The 19,799-nt window shown below is 41.8% G+C and carries 13 protein-coding genes; 11 read left to right on the top strand and 2 right to left on the bottom strand.

The window, feature by feature from the left end:
- Nucleotides 1–569 precede the first annotated feature (569 nt).
- Nucleotides 570–2,714, bottom strand: coding sequence for a bifunctional tRNA (5-methylaminomethyl-2-thiouridine)(34)-methyltransferase MnmD/FAD-dependent 5-carboxymethylaminomethyl-2-thiouridine(34) oxidoreductase MnmC (mnmC, locus tag C9J51_RS07150; protein ID WP_082301472.1), 2,145 nt, complete (start codon nt 2,712–2,714; stop codon nt 570–572).
- Nucleotides 2,715–3,105: 391 nt separating this feature from the next.
- Here mnmC and fabB point away from each other — a divergent pair, with 391 nt between their 5' ends.
- From fabB to purF, 10 genes are all read left to right on the top strand, one after another.
- Nucleotides 3,106–4,320, top strand: coding sequence for a beta-ketoacyl-ACP synthase I (fabB, locus tag C9J51_RS07145; RefSeq protein ID WP_045035690.1), 1,215 nt, complete (start codon nt 3,106–3,108; stop codon nt 4,318–4,320).
- Between the two features lie 412 nt (nt 4,321–4,732).
- On the top strand, nt 4,733–5,908 hold the full coding sequence (locus tag C9J51_RS07140; protein WP_045039922.1) for a 4-phosphoerythronate dehydrogenase: 1,176 nt from the start codon (nt 4,733–4,735) through the stop codon (nt 5,906–5,908).
- Nucleotides 5,905–6,918: an aspartate-semialdehyde dehydrogenase gene (locus C9J51_RS07135; RefSeq protein ID WP_045035692.1), complete on the top strand. Its 1,014-nt coding sequence runs from the start codon at nt 5,905–5,907 to the stop codon at nt 6,916–6,918. The genes C9J51_RS07140 and C9J51_RS07135 overlap by 4 nt, the downstream gene beginning before the upstream one ends.
- Before the next feature lie 313 nt (nt 6,919–7,231).
- Nucleotides 7,232–10,336: a FimV/HubP family polar landmark protein gene (locus C9J51_RS07130; protein WP_107274929.1), complete on the top strand. Its 3,105-nt coding sequence runs from the start codon at nt 7,232–7,234 to the stop codon at nt 10,334–10,336.
- A 607-nt stretch (nt 10,337–10,943) separates the two neighbouring features.
- The gene (truA, locus tag C9J51_RS07125) at nt 10,944–11,723 is read left to right on the top strand and encodes a tRNA pseudouridine(38-40) synthase TruA (RefSeq protein ID WP_045035694.1); all 780 of its coding nucleotides are present in this window, start codon (nt 10,944–10,946) and stop codon (nt 11,721–11,723) included.
- A 224-nt stretch (nt 11,724–11,947) separates the two neighbouring features.
- Nucleotides 11,948–12,865 carry an acetyl-CoA carboxylase, carboxyltransferase subunit beta gene (accD, locus tag C9J51_RS07120; protein ID WP_045039919.1) on the top strand — a complete coding sequence of 306 codons (918 nt, stop codon included), beginning with the start codon at nt 11,948–11,950 and terminating at the stop codon, nt 12,863–12,865.
- Between the two features lie 204 nt (nt 12,866–13,069).
- Entirely contained in the window at nt 13,070–14,332 is a 1,263-nt protein-coding gene (gene folC / locus C9J51_RS07115) for a bifunctional tetrahydrofolate synthase/dihydrofolate synthase (protein ID WP_045039918.1), read from the top strand.
- A 63-nt stretch (nt 14,333–14,395) separates the two neighbouring features.
- On the top strand, nt 14,396–15,058 hold the full coding sequence (dedD, locus tag C9J51_RS07110; RefSeq protein ID WP_045039917.1) for a cell division protein DedD: 663 nt from the start codon (nt 14,396–14,398) through the stop codon (nt 15,056–15,058).
- A 64-nt stretch (nt 15,059–15,122) separates the two neighbouring features.
- On the top strand, nt 15,123–15,614 hold the full coding sequence (cvpA, locus tag C9J51_RS07105; RefSeq protein WP_045035698.1) for a colicin V production protein: 492 nt from the start codon (nt 15,123–15,125) through the stop codon (nt 15,612–15,614).
- 86 nt (nt 15,615–15,700) lie between these two features.
- Nucleotides 15,701–17,218: an amidophosphoribosyltransferase gene (gene purF, locus C9J51_RS07100; protein ID WP_045039916.1), complete on the top strand. Its 1,518-nt coding sequence runs from the start codon at nt 15,701–15,703 to the stop codon at nt 17,216–17,218.
- Between the two features lie 201 nt (nt 17,219–17,419).
- Here purF and C9J51_RS07095 read toward each other — a convergent pair whose 3' ends face one another.
- Entirely contained in the window at nt 17,420–18,304 is an 885-nt protein-coding gene (locus C9J51_RS07095; protein WP_045035700.1) for a LysR family transcriptional regulator, read from the bottom strand.
- A gap of 361 nt (nt 18,305–18,665) precedes the next feature.
- On the opposite strand from C9J51_RS07095, the gene C9J51_RS07090 reads away from it, so the two are divergent.
- Entirely contained in the window at nt 18,666–19,715 is a 1,050-nt protein-coding gene (locus tag C9J51_RS07090) for a response regulator (RefSeq protein WP_045035701.1), read from the top strand.
- The last annotated feature ends 84 nt before the right edge of the window (nt 19,716–19,799 follow it).

Genomic DNA, 19,799 nt, shown 5'->3' with positions numbered 1-19,799 from the left:
GAGTTTATGTTCTTCGTGGGATTTTAGCGTGTATTCACTGGCGTCTATATGGCTCAATAACGCGGCAAATAGATCGCGGATAGCTTCGTCCCTCAGCTTCCGAGATGACGAATAATAGGCTACGGTATTTGAAATAATGAATGCCAATCCTCACCCCGTCATTCCCTACAGTGAGGTTACGAACGAGATAGGGAATCTACCATCCGCGCGTCGTAGAGTTTATGTTCTTCGTGGGATTTTAGCGTGTATTCACTGGCGTCTGTATGGCTCAATCACGTGGTAAATAGATCGCGGATAGCTTCGTCCCTCAGCTTCCGATATGTAAATAATAGGCTATGGTATTTGAAATAATGAATGCTAGACCTCACCCCGTCATTCCCTACAGTGAGGTTACGAACGAGATAGGGGATCTGCCATCCGCGTGTTGTAGAGTTTATGTTCTTCGTGGGATTTTAGCGTGTATTCACTGGTGTCTGTATGGCTCAATCACGCGGTAAATAGATCGCGGATAGCTTCGCCCCTCAGCTTCCGAGATGACGAATAATAACCCGTGATTGCTTTCGCCTTTTTTATGATCTTACTTCTTTCCCACGCACTAATTTCCGTACCCACATTCGTCCTGGGTGGAGATCATCAAGCACTGAGTGTGGTAGTGGTAATGGATCACCACAGATCTGTGATGCTAATAACTCGCCTAATAATGGCGCTGAACTTAACCCGCGCGAGCCTAATCCGACAATCGCAAATAAATTTTTATAAACGGGTATATTCTGAGCGTAAAGCTGGTTATCTCTTAAATCACGATATTGCTTAATCAAATCATTATAACGACACACATTACCAACAAACGGTAAATGATCACGACTGGCACAACGGACGCCAATGCGCGCGCGTGATGGTTGATCTAATGCATCAACATCAATTTTACTCGCCCATGGTGCTGTCGCGGGAACGCTATCTAATAACCGTTGTTTGTTTTGCTGCTGATCGTCTTTATTGTAATCAAGATCGCAATTATCACGAGTATAGCTAGCACCAATACAATGGATGGCAGTATTGGTATTGGCTGGAGTTAAATAGCCGTCATAACAAAGTACGGTTTTAAGTTTGGATAATGGCGTATTGGTTGGTACGTGGCTAACTTGACCGCGTACTGATGAGGTTGGAATCGGGGCTGTTTGCGGATATTGACCTAAGCGATGACCATTCGCCACCACAACCGTAGTGTGATTAACCGTTGTGCCATTAGCTAACGTTAACTGCCATTGGTGGTGATTATTCTCGGTTTCAATTTGCTCAAGTGCCGTAATATCACTATTAAGGTGTAATGTCAGTTTGCCTGTCTTCAGCGCAGATTCAATTAATGCTTGAGTTAATTGTTGCGGACATAACCAACCACCAAGCGGGTAATTAACACTGCGACAATTTGTTTCAACACCTGTGATGGCTCGTGTTTGTTCTACATTCAAACCTTGTACTAACGATGTTGGAAATCCACCAGCCAACATACAATCCAATTTTTGAGTTTGACGCGCTGATATTTTATTATTAGTGGTGAGTGCGTGTTGTTTTTCAGCCTCGGTGAGGTTTTTGCCGTCTTCATCCCATGCTAATTGAGTGACGCCACACCAATCATGATCAAACTGACAATGTTGGGCTGCTTGTTCCACAAATTGACGTGCATAAATAAAGCCTGGTGCGAAAAAGCGTGAGAGTGAATCATGCTTACCATTAAGGAGGGGATAGACCGCCCCTTGACGATTGCCTGATGCGCCTTGAGCTAATTTGCTATCTGCACAATATAAATTGACGGATTGACCACGACGAATCAATGCGATAGCGGTAGTGGCGGAGGCGATACCACCACCAATAATCGCAATATTGTTTAGCTCAGATTGAGGTGCTTGTTGTGAGCTACGTGCAAACCAAGGCTTAAAATTCGCTTGCTGGTGGTTTTTTATAATAGTCCCCACCGTCATATGCCGTTTAATACCGAACCCTTTGGCTTTTTTGATATCAAAGCCTGCGTCACTTAAACCGCGACGAACAAAACCCGCAGCAGTAAAGGTGGAAAGCGTACACCCAGATCGTGCCATGTTCGCCATATTGTTAAAGAGGGTTTGGCTCCACATTTCGGGGTTTTTCTTTGGTGCAAAACCATCTAAGAACCAAGCATCAATAATACCGTCATTGCCAACCCAAACTTGAGGCATACAATCTTTAATGTCGCCAAACCATAAATCAAGGGTGATCATGCCGTCTTCAAGCACAATCCGGTGACAATCTGCAATGGCTGGTGGATAATGTTGATCAAGTTTTTGAGTAAACTCAGCCAGTTCTGGCCATACTTGGTGTGCTTTGAGTAGATCTTGCTGAGTGAGCGGCGCTTTTTCAAAGCTAATAAAGTGTAATTCTTTGGTGGTTGCGTCTGGGTATTGTTCACGAAAGGCTTTAAATGTTTGCCATAACGCGAAAAAATTAAGCCCAGTACCAAATCCTGTTTCTGCAACGACAAATCGACGTCGATCAAAATCATGCCAGCGTTCAGGTAGCCCATTTTGTTTGATGAACACATAACGTGTTTCTTCCAGTCCATTGTCATTTGAGAAATAGATATCATTAAAGTCAGTCGATAATGGACTACCCGTTTCGTTCCAATCAAGGATGGCATTGTTAATTCGAAGTGTAGACTTGGCAGGGATTGGGCGAGACAAAATGAACCTCTTGTTTAGTTGCTGAGCATTTTGCCATCACTTTATGCATGAAAATGCATCAATTATGGGTTCTAAATGCGATTGAAGGGCAATTTTGATTAGATTGTACCTGAAATACAGGAAAGCTGACCACTTTTCAGGAGCAAAGCCGTTATAGTTCTCATACTAAATAATCATTAACTTTTTTGTTTTTTTTTAGATGATGGTTAAATTAGGTGCTATCGGCCCAAACATCTTTAATATCGCGTGTTTTCGTTCGCTATAGCTAACGAAGCGGGAATGTGAGCGCAGATTTTAAAGCCGTTTGGGACGTATTCTAGTCATTAATATAGAACACGCGTTGTTTTGTAAAATGAGTAGGTATTTCCATTAATATCAGTAGGAATTCATCATGAAACGAGCCGTAATTACAGGCATGGGTATTGTATCTAGTATCGGTAACAACGTTGCTGAAGTATTAGAGTCCCTAAAAACAGGCAAATCAGGTATTAATTACTCTGAGCAATTCGCTGAAATGAAATTGCGTTCAAATGTTTGGGGTGATCTAAAAATCATTCCTTCAGAACACATTGATCGTAAAAAAATGCGTTTCATGGGTGATGCTGCTGCGTTTGCTTTCCTTTCTATGGAGCAAGCGGTTGCTGACTCTGGCCTAGCTGAAGATCAAGTATCTAATGAGCGTACAGGTTTAGTTGCAGGTTCTGGTGGTGCATCATCATATAACCAATACCATGCAGTAGACATTCTACGTGAGAAAGGCGTTAAGCGCGTAGGTCCTTACATGGTACCGCGTACTATGTCTTCAACAGTTTCTGCTTGTTTAGCAACACCTTTTAAAATTCGCGGTGTTAACTACACCATGAGTTCTGCTTGTGCGACATCTGCACACTGTATCGGTCACGCAGTTGAACTTATTCAACTTGGCAAGCAAGATGTTGTGTTTGCTGGTGGCGGTGAAGAGCTTGATTGGTCACTAACCATGATGTTTGATGCAATGGGTGCGTTGTCTACTAAGTTCAACGATGATCCATCAAAAGCATCACGTACTTACGATGCAGACCGTGACGGTTTTGTTATCTCTGGTGGCGGCGGCATGGTTGTTGTTGAAGAACTTGAGCACGCATTGGCACGTGGCGCAAAAATTTACGGTGAAATCGTAGGTTATGGCGCAACATCTGACGGCTACGACATGGTAGCACCATCAGGTGAAGGCGCTGTACGTTGTATGAAGATGGCAATGAAAGATCTTGATGGTCCTGTTGACTACATCAACACTCACGGTACATCAACACCTGTTGGCGATCTAAAAGAACTTGGTGCTATCCAAGAGCTATTTAGTGGTCATAGCCCTGCAATCTCTGCAACAAAAGCAATGACAGGTCACGCACTAGGTGCGGCTGGTGTTCACGAAGCTATCTACTCAACGCTAATGCTTGAGCATGGTTTTGTTGCACCAAGTATCAACATTGATAACCTAGATGAAGCAGCTAAAGGCCTTGATATCGTGACTGAGAAGCGCGATGTTGAACTTAAGACTGTTATGTCTAACAGCTTTGGTTTCGGTGGCACAAACGCAACGCTAGTTATTAAGAAATACGAAGCGTAAGAATTAGTTTTCGAGGAGCAAAGTTTCGAGTCACGAGATTTTGTTTGTTGAGAATAACAGCGTTAATAAGAAGCGATAGGTGAAAGCCTGTCGCTTTTTTTGTGCCTAAACCAACTCCCGTCATTCCCTACAGTGAATGCCCACGAGGGCGATAGGGAATCTATTGTCCGCGCGTTGTAGAGTTGGTGTTTTCTGTGGATTATTAGTGTGTTTTCACTGCCGTCTTTGAGGCTCAAGCATGCGGTGAGTAGATCACGGATAGCTTCGTTCCTCAACTTCCGAGATGACGGATATTGGGCCCGCCCTAACGATCGCGATTCTCGCCCCTCGTCCCTGCTTTTCCCTCGCCCCTCTCTCCTATATAATAATTTCCGCGCGATCCTTTCTCTTTTATTCTCTCTACAGGACGTATATGAAAATTCTTATCGATGAAAACATGCCGTATGCTCAGCAATTATTTAGCCAGTTAGGTGACGTTATTGCTAAACCTGGACGTACATTAACCGCTGATGATTTAGTGGGCATTGATGCTTTAATGATCCGTTCTGTAACCAAAGTGAATGCTGATCTGATTGCTAAAGCCGATAAACTTAAATTTGTAGGTACGGCAACTGCGGGTCAAGATCATGTCGATCAGGATTTATTAGCCGCAAAGGGTATTACGTTTACCGCAGCACCCGGCTGTAACAAAGTCGGTGTGGCAGAATATGTATTAAGTAGCTTGATGGTATTAGGCCAGCAACAGGATTTTTCTATATTTGATCGCACTATCGGCATTATCGGTGCGGGTAACGTAGGAACGTATTTAGCCAAATGTTTGGATGCGCTTGGTATTCGTTATTTATTAAACGATCCGCTCAAGCAAGCACAAGGTGATAAGCGTCAGTTTGATTCACTTGAGCGTTTATTGGCAGAGTGTGATGTGATCACCACTCATACTCCGATAACACGTGATGGCGATTATCCAACTCATCATTTAGTGGATGCTAACTTTCTAGCGGCAATGCAGCCCAATGCAATTTTAATCAATGCTGCTCGTGGGCCAGTGGTTGATAATCAGGCGCTAAAACACGCATTACAAGCGTCAGTTGATGGCCGTGGTAAAACATTAACTGCTGTATTAGATGTATTTGAACAAGAGCCGGTAGTCGATTTGCAATTATTACTGTTATTAGCGTTTGCGACTCCCCATGTAGCAGGATACGGGCTTGAAGGTAAAGCGCGTGGCACTACAATGGTGTTTAACCGTTTTTGTCAGTTTTTAGGTAATGAGCATCATGCGTTAGCGAGTGATTTATTACCGATTGCGCCTGTACCACAGGTACAATTAAGCCGACAATGGGACGAAGCAACGTTATTTAGCTTGATTCAATTAGTTTATGATGTTCGTAAAGACGACGGTATTTTTCGTCGTGAAATGTTAGCGGCTGGTGACGATAACAGCAAAATGGCCACTGCTTTTGATCTAATGCGTAAAAATTACTGGGATCGACGTGAATATAGTGCGATTACAGTAGCGGCAAAGGTCGAGTTTGCGGTAGAGTCGCTGGCTAAATTAGGTTTTACAGTAGTAGAGGTCACTCAATGAGTCAGGAATATGATATCGCAATACTCGGCGCAACAGGCGCAGTAGGCGAAGCTATGGTCGAAGTGCTAGAAGCACGTAATTTTCCTGTTCGCAATCTTTACTTGCTGGCAAGTGATCGTAGCGCAGGTAAAGCGTTACGTTTTAAAGGTAAATCAAAGCGCGTTCGTGATGTAGAAGATTTCGACTGGAGCCAAGTGCAAATTGCTTTGTTCTCAGCAGGTGCGGAAGCATCACGCCATTGGGCGCCGATTGCCGCAGAGCAAGGCGTAGTTGTTATCGATAATACCTCTGAATTCCGTTACGAATATGATGTACCGTTAGTGATTCCAGAAGTGAACCCTGAAGCGATTGCGGATTATCGTAACCGTAACATTATTGCTAACCCTAACTGTTCAACAATTCAAATGTTAGTTGCGCTGAAGCCAATTCAAGATGCTTACGGTATTGATCGTATTAACGTTGCGACTTACCAGTCTGTTTCTGGATCAGGTCGTAAAGGTATTGATGAACTAGCAGGGCAAACAGCAAAACTGCTTAATGGTTTGCCAATTGAAACCAAAGCTTACGATAAGCAAATTGCATTTAACTGTATTCCACAGATTGATGAGTTTATGGATAACGGCTACACCAAAGAAGAAATGAAAATGGTGTGGGAAACGCAAAAGATTTTGGGTGATTCAAGTATTCGTGTGAACCCAACTTGTGTGCGTGTGTCATCATTCTTTGGTCATGGCGAAGCGGTACATGTTGAAACACATCAACCGATTGTATTAGAAGATGTGATTAACTTACTTGAAAATACTGACGGTATTGAAGTATTCCCTAATAATGAATACCCAACTCAAGTAACAGATGCCGTCGGCAAAGATCATGTAATGATTGGCCGTATTCGTGAAGATATTAGTCACCCATGTGGACTTAACATGTGGATTGTGGCTGATAACGTCCGTAAAGGCGCGGCAACGAATAGTATTCAGATTGCAGAAAAATTGATTGCAGACTATTTGTAATTAACAGTATTAAAAGCAAGAGTTAGATCGCGTTATTACTGTGTATCAACATTGATAACACGAATAAACTTGCTAACAAAATAACAAAGCGATGGGTGCAAGCCTGTCGCTTTTTTATTTCGTTAGCTGCTCGCTTTTCTTTTGCTGATAACTTGACATAATATGGCGCTTATTATGATTAAATATAGCGATTCAAGCTTTATTGATAGTGGTCGTTATTATTAGGTCGTTATCATCAGAAACTATTCTTTCGAATTTGTTGCCCTGCGACGATTTCGAGCAATTTTATCTCTGCCAAAGAGGAATGTAGGCAGTGTCTAACATCCCAAAAATACTTAAACGAATGGTACTACCGGTAGCTTTTATTACTATTTCGTCTTACCTTCCGGTAGTGAATGCAAATACGATACGTATCGTCGGTCCCGAAAATGAAGATAGCTCGTACGCAACGCTTAATCGAGAAGCTACCACGAGCCAATTAAACATACCGACAAAACAGTTTTCAACATCGTCGTCAATGGCGCGTAATTATGGCCCAACGTATGAGAATGAAACGTTATGGGGCATTGCATCACGCCATTTACCCAATAAAAACGTCTCTATTTTTAAAGTTATTGGTGCTATTTATAATCTTAACCGCGATGCTTTTGAAAATAATAATATTCACTCATTGCTACCGGGTAGTTATCTAAAGCTGCCGACAATGGATCAAATTCAGCAACAACGTATTAGTTCTGTTAGTCGTAAATTAGCGGCGGATCAATTACGTGCGCCTTATGCGACGGAATTAGAAAAAAGACGTGTAGCTGAAGAGCAATTAGCCAAGCAGCAAGCTACTGCGGCTAAAACCCCACGAGTGATTAAGTTATCGCCTAAGCCATCGTTAACCCCAGCGAAGACAGAACCTAAAACAACGCCTGAAACCGATGTTGATCCAGAAGTTGCATCGACAGCCGCCGTCGCTGTAAAAGAGGCGGTTTTGACAGATGTTGTAATGGGTGAAGCTGATGAAGTTAATAACTCGGCTATTCCTGCGAAACCTGAGTCACCACAGGTTGATGTTGCAGACGTTAAAATGAATGCGCTAGTCGAAAGTAACCATGCATTACGGTTACGATTATCGGCTATGCAGCAAGATATGGCAGCGTTGAAAGATCAAGTAACAGAAAGCGACAGTATTCGTCAGCAAATGGTGTCATTTCTAGAACAGCAAAAACAAGTTGCTGTTGTCGAACCTACACCTGAAACATGGCTTGCACGATTAACCAGTAATCCGTGGGCATTGGCTGCGGCAGGTATTATTCCTGGTGGCTTGATTGCTGCATTGTTAGCGTTATTGTTTTTCCGTCGTAAGAAAGACGAATCTGAGCAGCCATCGTTACCTGCACCGATCAGTGATAATGCTGTTGCACCACCGATTGACTTAACAGGTTCTGATCATGATGACGATCTTGATGACTTATTTGCTGATGATGATTTGTTTGCGGATATAGAATCGAATCAAGCCGTTAATAAAGACGACACTGTAACAACGATCCCTGCTGATGGTTCTGATAGTGTTATAACGCTAGAGGATGAACATCTTCAACAGCAAGCGCTTATTGCTGACACTGATGTTGATGATAGTGTCTTTGATAATAGCCTCAGCACTATTTCTGTCTCAAACGATAATGCTATCGGTCTTGAAGACATGGAACGTGCATTAGATGAATTTGATGCAAAACCAGAGCCGAGTGCAGATGAAGCGTTAGCTGCGTTATGGGAAAAATCCCTGAGCGAAGAAGATACGACAAATTTTGATTTATCTGAATACGATCAAGCGACGGTTTTTACAACATTAGCCACCGAAGATGAGAGTGATGCAGAGACTCAATTATCTGATCAAGCATTATTAGATGAGATTCTGCAACAAGCGCAAGCATCAACTCAAGAGACGCCTCAGTCAGAGGTAACGACGGATGCTGAACTAGCGGGCACAACCGTTGTTTCTCAAGATGAATTGGATGCGTTATTTACCCAGTTTAATAATGACTTACCTGACATTACTTCAATTCAAACCAATACTGACGATAATGAATCATTATTTGCGGAAGGTAGCACCGCGCTGTTAGATGATTTAGTCGCTGATGATGAAGATAAATCGCTTGAGAGTGATATTGACGTCGCAGAAAACAGTACGGATTTATTAGATGAATTATTGGCTGATGAAAATGACAAGCAAGCCGTAACAGCTGACATTAAACTTGACGAAAATAGCACTGATTTATTGGATGAACTGTTAGCGGCAGATCCTGCTCTTTCAACCTTTAGTCTTGATGATTTGCCTGAGTTTGATGAACAAGCCGCGTTTGATCACTATGATGATGAAATGGCAGACTTGCCCGCAGCTGATGCGGTGCATAACACACCATTAAGCCTTGATGATTTACCTGAATTTGATGAAAACTCAGCCTTTGATGATCCGCAAGCATCGCCATTAGAACAGATGGATGAGCGCACCGAGATTGATGAGCAAATTGCCATCGATAATGTAACGCGTCAATTACAGCAAGCGGCTCAAGCGGCAGAACAACGTCAACAAGCATCGATAGAGACTAACAGTGCTAATGCCGAGACTGATTATTCTCCATTTGATACTGCGCGCCATCTTGAATATGCGTTTGATAATATTGATGTTAGTACGCTACCTGAGTTTGACGAAAATGAGGCTTTATTTGCATCATTTGAAGAACAGCATGAGTTAGAGCAATATGCACTTGAGCGAGGCTTTAAATCACAAGCAGGCGCAGATGATGCTGCTGAGGTTGATCAATCACCTGAAGCTAAACAAGATCGGGTTGATTCTGCGGGCTTAGACATGGATGCGTTGTTGTTTGATGACGCAGATATCAGTGATATTACACCGCCGCGTGGACTTAATAATGATGAACGTGATCAGTTATTAGCGACAACGGTTGATAGCGCTATTGCTGATAACGAAGATGTCTTAGCTGAAGATGAAGCTGCTGTTTGGCAAAGCATGGTTGCAGAGCCTGAACTTGAGCGTGAAGATTGGTCAAAACAACCGAATATTGCCTCCGCTGATATTAAAGCGGCGACGTCAACATTACCGAACTATATCAGTATTGATGAGTTGCTAGCAGATGATCCGAATTATCACCAAGAAGATCCCGATGAAAAACCGTTAAACCTTGATGTAGGCTTAAAGGATTTCCCCGATATGTTCGCCAATATCCGTCAATTTGATGTTGATAGTGCGGGTGAATATGCGGGTCAGTTAGATCTTGCTAAAGCGTATCTAGAGATGAACGATATTGGTGGTGCGGTTGATTTACTCCAAGATATCGTTTTAAAAGGTGAGGGTGATACAAAAGCGCAAGCGAATGCCTTACTGGATAAATTTAAAGCGAAGAAGTAGGCGTTTTTAGAGACAAGGAAGTGTAAGAACGCGATTCCTAGTTTCGAAATAAAAAGCGATGGGTGAAAGCCTGTCGTTTTTTTTGTACCTGAATCCATGTCATTTCTTACAATCTTACAATGAATGCCAGGCCTAACCCCGTCATTCCCTACAGTGAGGTTACGAACGAGATAGGGAATCTACTACTCGCGCGTTGTAGAATCAGTATTTTCTGTGGCGTTTTAGCGTGTTTTCATTGGCGTCTTTGAGGCTCAATCTCGCGGTGAGTAGATCCCAGATAGTTTCGTATCTCAACTTCCGGGATGTGAATATTAGGTTAAGTGAATGCCAAGCCCAACCCCGTCATTCCCTACAGTGAGGTTACGAACGAGATAGGGAATCTACTACCCGCGCGTTGTAGAATCAGTATTTTCTGTGGTGTTTTAATGTGTTTTTATTGGCGTCTTTAAGGCTCAATCACGCAGTGAGTAGATGACGGATAATGGGTTGAGAACTCGCCATTGCTTTCCCTTTGTTGCGCCATCCCCTATACTTCACCCTCTGTTTTGAACAGGCGCTTAAATAACATCGCCTGTGTGTTTATGTTGAATTAAGTCGAAGTGAGATTATGCGAATAGCGTTAGGTATAGAATACGATGGTGCTAAATATTGTGGTTGGCAGCGTCAAGTAGATGTGGATAGTGTTCAAGAACGTTTAGAAAAAGCGTTGTCACACATTGCTAATCAGCCGATTGCTGTTTTTTGTGCAGGGCGTACCGATACAGGTGTTCATGGTACTGGACAAGTAGTTCACTTCGATGTTGATATTGAACGTAAAATGGCTGCATGGACCATGGGCGTTAATGCGTATCTTCCAAAAGATATAGCGGTACGTTGGGCACATGAAGTGACTGAAGATTTCCATGCGCGTTTTTCTGCTACTGCGCGCCGCTACCGTTATGTGATTTATAATCATTCAGTACGTCCGGCTATTTTTCAGCACGGTGTTAGCCATTACCACGGTCATCTTGACGAAGAAAAAATGCATGAAGCTGCGCAATATTTAATTGGAGAGCATGATTACACGTCATTTCGTGCTAGCCAATGTCAATCGCGCAGTCCGTGGCGTCGACTTGAACATTTAACCGTGACTCGTCAAGGTGATTACGTTGTTATCGACATTAAAGCCAATGCGTTTGTGCATCATATGGTACGTAATATCGCGGGTAGCTTGATCAAGGTTGGTAAAGGTGAAAAACAACCGGATTGGATTAAATGGGTACTGGAGCAAAAAGATCGTCGCATTGCCGGTCCAACAGCAAAATCAGCCGGTTTATATTTAGTCGATGTTGATTATCCAGCTGAGTATAATTTACCGCGTTCAGCACTTGGTCCATTATTTTTGTAAGTTACCTCGTTAATAGAAGTAGAATATCGGTGTATAATTCACCATGTTATGACTGTTTTTAACGATTATTGATGTTTTTATTCCAAAATGTCATAGTGACTTATAAAGGTAATACCAGTTTTTTATCTACAGATTAATAAGATTATGTTTTAATCGTAGATAATATTTAATGAATTTGTCTCTTCGGTCGTTATTGGCGGAAGAATAAAAAAGAAAGGTCATTCATGAGCTGGCTTGAAAAGATTCTAACGAAAAGTAACATCGTATCTTCGCGTAAGGTATCAATCCCTGAAGGTGTCTGGACGAAATGTACGTCTTGTGATCAGGTACTATATCACGCAGATCTCGAGCGCAATCTTGAAGTTTGCCCTAAATGTGACCACCACATGCGTATGAAAGCACGTCGTCGTCTTGAAACATTTCTTGATACTGATACGCAAGTTGAAATTGCCGCTGAATTAGAGCCACAGGATAAACTTAAATTCCGTGACTCTAAGAAGTACAAAGACCGTTTATCAGCCGCTCAAAAAGCGACGGGTGAAAAAGATGCATTAATTGCAATGAACGGCGAGTTGCTTGGTTTACCTGTTGTTGCCTGTGCCTTTGAATTCTCTTTTATGGGCGGCTCAATGGGATCAGTGGTTGGCGCTAAATTTGTGCGCGCAGTTGATTCTGCTATTGAAAAGAACTGTCCATTGGTTTGTTTCTCAGCCAGTGGCGGTGCACGTATGCAAGAAGCATTAATGTCTCTTATGCAAATGGCGAAAACCAGTGCTGCGTTAGAGCGTTTATCTGCTAAAGGTTTACCGTTCTTCTCTGTATTAACTGACCCAACAATGGGCGGTGTATCAGCCTCTCTTGCGATGCTCGGTGATATTAATATTGGTGAGCCAAAAGCATTGATTGGTTTTGCTGGCCAACGTGTTATTGAGCAAACTGTACGTGAAAAGCTACCTGAAGGCTTCCAACGTAGTGAGTTTTTGCTTGAGCATGGTGCGATCGATATGATTGTTGACCGCCGTGAAATGCGCCAACGCATTGCTGGTTTAATGGCTAAGATGATGAATCAAGAATCACCATTAGTGGTTTCTATTGATGGTAAACCTGAAGAGCCACAACCAGCGACAGAAAAAGAAGACTAACAACTATTATCTTTAATCGAGTGTGGGTTACCATCGGTAATTACAACGATTGATGTCAATAAATGCCACCCTAATTGATTTTCATTAGTGTGGCATTTTTGTTTTCTAGGTCGAATCAGCAATTTATTACGTTTGAGGATTAAGTTATTTGTCTTTCAGTGGTAAATTAATGATTCAGTTCGTTACTACAAGTGAATGATTTTAATGTCAGGATTGACTCCTCCTCAAGCGACAGCCGCGCTTTCAACATGGCTACAATATCTTGAACAACTTCATACTAGCGCGATAGATTTAGGACTTGATCGGGTTCGATTGGTTGCGCAAAATGCGGATCTTATCAAGCCGGCACCGTGTGTTATCACCGTTGCGGGAACCAATGGTAAAGGCTCAACGTGTGCCATGCTGGAAGCTATTTTATTAGCCGCAGGTTATAAAGTGGGGGTATATAGCTCGCCTCATTTAGTGCGTTATAACGAACGTGTACGTATTAATAACCAAGAACTTGATGATAGTGAACACAGCCACGCTTTTGCGAGTGTAGAAGCAGCGCGTGGTGCAACCAGTTTAAGTTTATTTGAATTTGGTACATTAGCGGCACTGACATTATTTAAACAACATCAAGTTGATGTGGTGGTATTAGAAGTCGGCTTAGGCGGGCGTTTAGATGCCACTAATATTGTTGATCATGATGTGTGTGTGATCACCAGTTTAGCGATTGATCACGTTGATTGGCTTGGCGATAACATTGATGTTATTGGTTATGAAAAAGCGGGTATCTTCCGTGGTGGTAAGCCTGCAATTTGTGGTCAGCCACATCCGCCAGCAACAGTGCCAGCGCATGCCGATGATATTGGTGCAGAGCTTTATCAAGTGGGCTATCAGTTTGATTATCAGGTCGAAGGCAATTGTTGGCATTGGCAAGCGGGTGCGTTTGAATTGACAGATTTACCTTTACCACAATTACCGCTACCGAATGCGGCAACGGCGTTGATGGCTTTATCTGTGGCTGAGCTTGATATTAGTGATCAAAATATCGTTGATGGTTTGCGTAATGCGCGTTTACCCGGTCGTATGCAACGTGTAAGCGAAGCGCCGTTAATTATTATGGATGTGGCACATAATCCACATTCTGCACAATATTTTGCGACTCAGCTTGCTTGCATAAAAGCGCAAGAAGGTAAAAATAAAGTCCATGCTGTGGTCGCAATGTTGCACGATAAAGATATTGCAGCCACTGTCGCGGCTATGCGTGATAGTGTTGATTATTGGTATCCGGCATCATTGAAAGGACCTCGTGCCGCTGTCGCGGATGAGATTTTGTTGCATTTACCGACAGGTTGCCGTGGTTTTGAGTGCCCAGAATTAGCATTTGACCAAGCATTAACACAGGCAAGCACTGACGATGTGGTAATCGTGTTTGGCTCGTTTTACACTGTCGGTCAAATAACCACTCATTTAAAGTTGTAGAACGTGAAGAGAGCACATTGTAATTGTGCAGTGTTCTCGTTTTAGATATCAACAGGAGTCATTGTGGCGAGTCAATTTCAAAATCGACTAATTGGAACCATTATTCTAGTCGCGGTAGGCGTAATTTTTCTACCCGATTTTTTCGATGGCAAGAAAGAACATTATAAAGAAGAATTTGCGAGTATCCCATTACAGCCAAAAATGGGGGGAGAAAGTGAAGCAAAAACGATTCCTGAACCTGAAAATGCGGATGTTGTGTTACCTCAAGAACCGGTAACAGCAACCGCAGATAAACCGGTTTCAACGGGTGATGAAACCTATACCATTGAAGCTGATAATAATGTAACGGCTGAGCCACAAATAAAGCCACAACATAATATCAAGCATGAGGTTAAACCCATTGTCAAACCGGTCGTAAAACCAACGCCAGTCGTGAAAAAACCGACACCTGTTGTTAAGAAACCAACGCCAGTAACCCATTCGGCATGGGTAATTAAAATGGGCACGTTTGGTAATTTTGATAACGCCAATGCGCTGGTAGCAAAACTGCGTTTGAATGGTTATCAAGCACAAATGATCCCTCGTAATGCGAAACCAGGCCAATATGTAAAGGTTGTTGTTGGTCCTGATGTATCAAAAGCTAAGTTAACAGGTCAAATTGCAGAATTGAAAAAAATTACTGGCTTAAATGGTAAATTGAACCGATTTGATGCAATAAATCCTTAGGTAAACGTTTGCGTAAGCGTTTTTTCTGTTAGAATACCCATCAACACAACGAGCAATAACAAAAATGATCTGGATTGATTATGTAATACTGGGCGTGATCTGCTTCTCTGCAATGGTAAGTTTGGTCCGTGGTTTTGTTAAAGAAGCACTGTCATTAGTTATTTGGTTTACTGCGTTTTTTGTCGCAAGTAATTTTTATACTGAATTGGCGGTTTATTTTACTAACTTCAATGACAAGATGTTGCGTAATGGTAGTGCGATTGCCGTGCTGTTTATTGCGACACTGATTGTTGGCGCAGTGGTGAACTATGTTATCGGTCAATTAGTACAAAAAACCGGTTTATCTGGTACTGATCGTGTTCTAGGGGTTGTTTTTGGTGCGGTTCGTGGTGTGCTTATTGTCGCTGCGGTATTGTTCTTTACTGACACCTTTACCGGGTTATCTAGCTCAGAGTGGTGGAAGAAATCTGAGTTAATACCTCAATTTGGTGCAGTAATAGAATGGTTCTTCGAATATATCAAAGAAAGCTCTAGTTTTTTACATAGCATTAAATAGTGCAAGATTAACCGCGGTTGCTGACGTTATTGTTTAAAACGGTAACGTCAGCAGCTGTTATTTTATGCAGAACGAGGATTAAGGGAATGTGTGGTATTGTTGGAATCGTGGGATCAACCTCGGTAAACCAGTCTATCTATGATGCACTTACAGTGTTGCAGCATCGCGGCCAAGATGCAGCTGGTATTTGTACCTTAGAAAGCAATCGTTTCCGTCTGCGTAAAGCGAATGGTTTAGTTCGTGATGTCTTTGAAGCTAAACATATGCAGCGCTTGCAAGGTAATGTGGGTATTGGGCATGTGCGTTATCCAACGGCAGGAAGCTCTAGTGTTTCAGAAGCACAACCGTTTTATGTCAACTCTCCTTATGGTATTTCTTTAGCGCATAATGGTAATTTAACCAATGCTGCGGATATTCGAGAAACTTTATTTGAGAAAACAAAGCGTCATGTTAATACGACTTCAGATTCGGAAATTCTACTGAATGTGCTTGCTAATCAATTAGCGCATAGCCAAAGTTATCCCATTAGTGCTAGTGATGTATTTAAAGCGGTTAGTGACGTACATAACATCGTTAAGGGTGCGTATGCTGTTGTTGCTTTAGTTATCGGCCATGGTTTAATTGCGTTTCGTGATCCTAATGGTATTCGTCCATTATGTTTAGGTCGACGCGAAGACAAGGGGATAACGGAATACATGGTTGCGTCAGAATCCGTGGCATTAGATGCGGTTGGTTTTGATTTTATGCGAGATGTGTCACCCGGTGAGGCGATTTATATTACCTTTGATGGTGAGCTTCACACGCAACAATGTGCGCTTAATCCACAGCTTAATCCGTGTGTGTTTGAATTTGTGTATTTTGCCCGTCCAGATTCATTTATTGATAAAGTGTCAGTGTATGGGGCGCGTTTAGCGATGGGCACCAAATTAGGTGAGAAAATTAAGCGTGAGTGGGCTGACATTGATATTGATGTCGTGATCCCTATTCCTGAAACCTCATGTGATAGCGCGCTGGAAATTGCACGTACGTTGGATAAACCTTATCGACAGGGGTTTGTGAAAAACCGTTATGTTGGCCGTACGTTTATCATGCCGGGTCAACAAATGCGTCGTCAATCTGTGCGCCGTAAGTTAAATGCAATTCGTTCTGAATTTAAAGGTAAGAATGTATTGCTGGTGGATGACTCTATCGTGCGTGGCACTACCTCAGAACAGATCATCGAAATGGCACGTGATGCTGGGGCTAATAAAGTCTATTTAGCGTCAGCGGCTCCTGAGGTTCGCTTTCCGAATGTGTACGGTATTGATATGCCAAGTGCTAATGAGTTAATTGCTCATGGGCGTGAAGTGGATGAAATCGGTAAGTTAATTGGTGCTGATGGTCTTATTTTTCAAGATTTAAGTGATTTAGTGGCCGCGGTCGCTGAAGGTAATCCTGATATTACTTTGTTTGAAACGTCGGTATTTAATGGTAATTATGTGACGGGTGATGTCGATCAACACTATCTTGATTATCTCGATGCGTTACGTAATGAAGATTCAAAATTACAGACTGAATTACAACAAGATTTAGCTAACCTTGAGTTGTATAACGAAGGTATGTAAATATCCTGACTAACAGACTATAAAAGCGATGGGTTAATACTCATCGCTTTTTTGTTTGGGTGTATTTTGATTGATGGGTTGATGAAGTCAGGTGAGATATTGTGGTTAAAAATGAGGGGTATTGAGATGTTATTGGAAAAATGAAAATGCCGCTCCTAATTATTTGGCGGCATTTTTCTCTGTTTTTTACACTGATTCTAATTAATGTTTTTCAAGGTCAAAGTAATGACTAGCAAAATCAATAAATAGACGCAGTTTTTCTGGTTGGTAATCACGGTGGTTATAAATCAAATATACGTCACGTGGGTTAGCCGACCAGTTTTTAAGCACTTGTACCACATCACCCGCTGCAATGTATTTCTCTAACATTACATTTGGCATTAATGTAATACCAAGCCCCGCACTACATGCTTTACGAATGACATTGAGTTCGCTTGCTTCAAAGCGTGCGCGTTCGTTAATCGTAACAGTCTCGCCATTTTGGTTGGTTAAACGCCAGCGTAACAGCGGATTACCTTTTAATAGCGTATGTTCATGTAGATCCTGAGCATGCTTAGGTTCTGGGTTTTTCTTCAGATAATCAGGGCTTGCGACCAGAATATCTTTTACTTCATTAATACGGCGTGCAATAAGCGTTGAATCGCGTTGAGGACCAACACGGAACATAACATCCCAATCGGTTGGATCAAGTTGATCGGGTTCATTGCTCATAAACAGCTGAATACTAATTGCTGGATGTTCTTGCATAAATGCAGTTAGCAACGGTTGTAACATCACCTTAGTGATATTGGTCGGTGCTGCAATACGCAATTTACCAGCCGCGCCTTTACATTCTTCACTGATGTGTTCAGTCGTATCAAGTAGCTGTTGTAATAACGGTGCACAGTCTTGGTAGAACTTCTGACCAGCTTCTGTTAGTGACAGTTTACGAGCATGACGATTTAAAAGGCGAATGTTAAGACCTTCTTCAAGCGCTTGAATGCGGCGGGTTAGTGTCGCAACCGGTACCTGTGTTTTGCGTGATGCAGCTGTATAACTACCATTTTCCACTACCATGCGGAATAGGTTTAAGTCGTCAAGTTTCATATAAAAGTCATTTGTGAAAACTGATAATGGGTAATTGTATAACAAAACGGGTCAAAATCACCCCCTTTTGTTATGTATTTCCAATAAAAATATGTTAGGCCTTATGTTTATTGGTCTGTAGAGGTTTTTTTTTATAAATTTTGTCAAAGTTTGAATGTGTCTGCATTTATAGATCAAATATTTTACAGGTGAACTATTTTAATTATAAATATAAAGGGTTATTAGTGATTAATTCTTGTTTGCGTTTAGTGGCAACACATCCTTAAAATATAGTCACGTTATAAAATTTGGTGATCGTAGTTGGTGTTGTTAATTTTAGCTTATACACTCATAAACGTGATCATTAAACAAGGAGAGACTTTTGCTTAAAGGGAAAAATGTACTTATCGTAGAAGATGATCCTGTGTTTCGAACTATGTTAGTTGGCTTTTTAAAGAGCCAAGGTTGCTTTGTTCGAGAAGCGGAAGATGGCCTGATTGGACTAAGATCTTTAAAAGATGAGATTCCAGATTTATTATTATGCGATTTATCGATGCCGGTAATGACGGGAATGGAATTTGTTGAAGAAGTGGCATTGCAGTATCCAATGACGCCTGTAATTGTGATTTCAGGTACGGGTAATATGACGGATGTTGCTCAAGCATTACGGTTGGGCGTTAAAGATTTTTTAATTAAACCAATTGATAATATTATGACGCTGAAATCATCGATTGTGTCGGTATTAAAAATGCAAGATAGCGCGAGACAAAATCAACAAGACTTTTCTCAACGTTGGCTTATGGATGGTGATGATGCAGGTTTAGTTGAAGAAGAATTACAATGGCATATTTCTGAACTAAAAACGAATCCTCAAGCCGCTCGTGAATTATTAATGGGGTTAATGCCTGATCTTCAATCTCGTTGTGGGCGTTGGAAATTGAGCTATCGAGCTTTACAGGCTGCCGACATATCTCCTGTTATCTTTGATTATATCTGGTTAATTGACGGCCAATTGGCTTTCTACATGGTAGATACTAGTTCTGGCGGTGAAAACAGCACGGCGACGGCATTATTGATCAGAGCTTGTTTTAATGATTTTTTACGTCAGCAAGGTAACTATTTAAGCAGTGTGCAGCACTTAGTAGCGCAAATTGAATTAGGACTACAATATTCAGGGTATGCCACGCCAGTAAAAGGCTTATTTGGGGTGTTTAATTTAGCCGAGAAACAATTACATCTTATTGATGCAGGTCTTGGTGGAAAGCTACAGGTTGGTGAGCAATGTGCGATGATAGCAGCAGGGCAATGGCTTGGTGATCAAGCTTGTAATAACCCTTTAGTGATTTTACCGATGTCTGATGCGGGTGGACGATTATCTCTTAGCAATATTAATCATGCTAATTTTAGTGTTAATTTTGAAACGGTAGTATGAATGTGTTTCGTGAAAATATAAAACAAGATCTAAAACAAAATCTAAAAAAAGAGGATGCTTATGCATCCTCTTTTTTGTTTATGT

The sequence above is a fragment of the Photobacterium iliopiscarium genome (assembly GCF_003026395.1).
GTDB lineage: Bacteria > Pseudomonadota > Gammaproteobacteria > Enterobacterales > Vibrionaceae > Photobacterium > Photobacterium iliopiscarium.
Note: the sequence above shows the minus strand (reverse complement) of the source record. Positions and strands in the feature narration are given on the sequence as shown.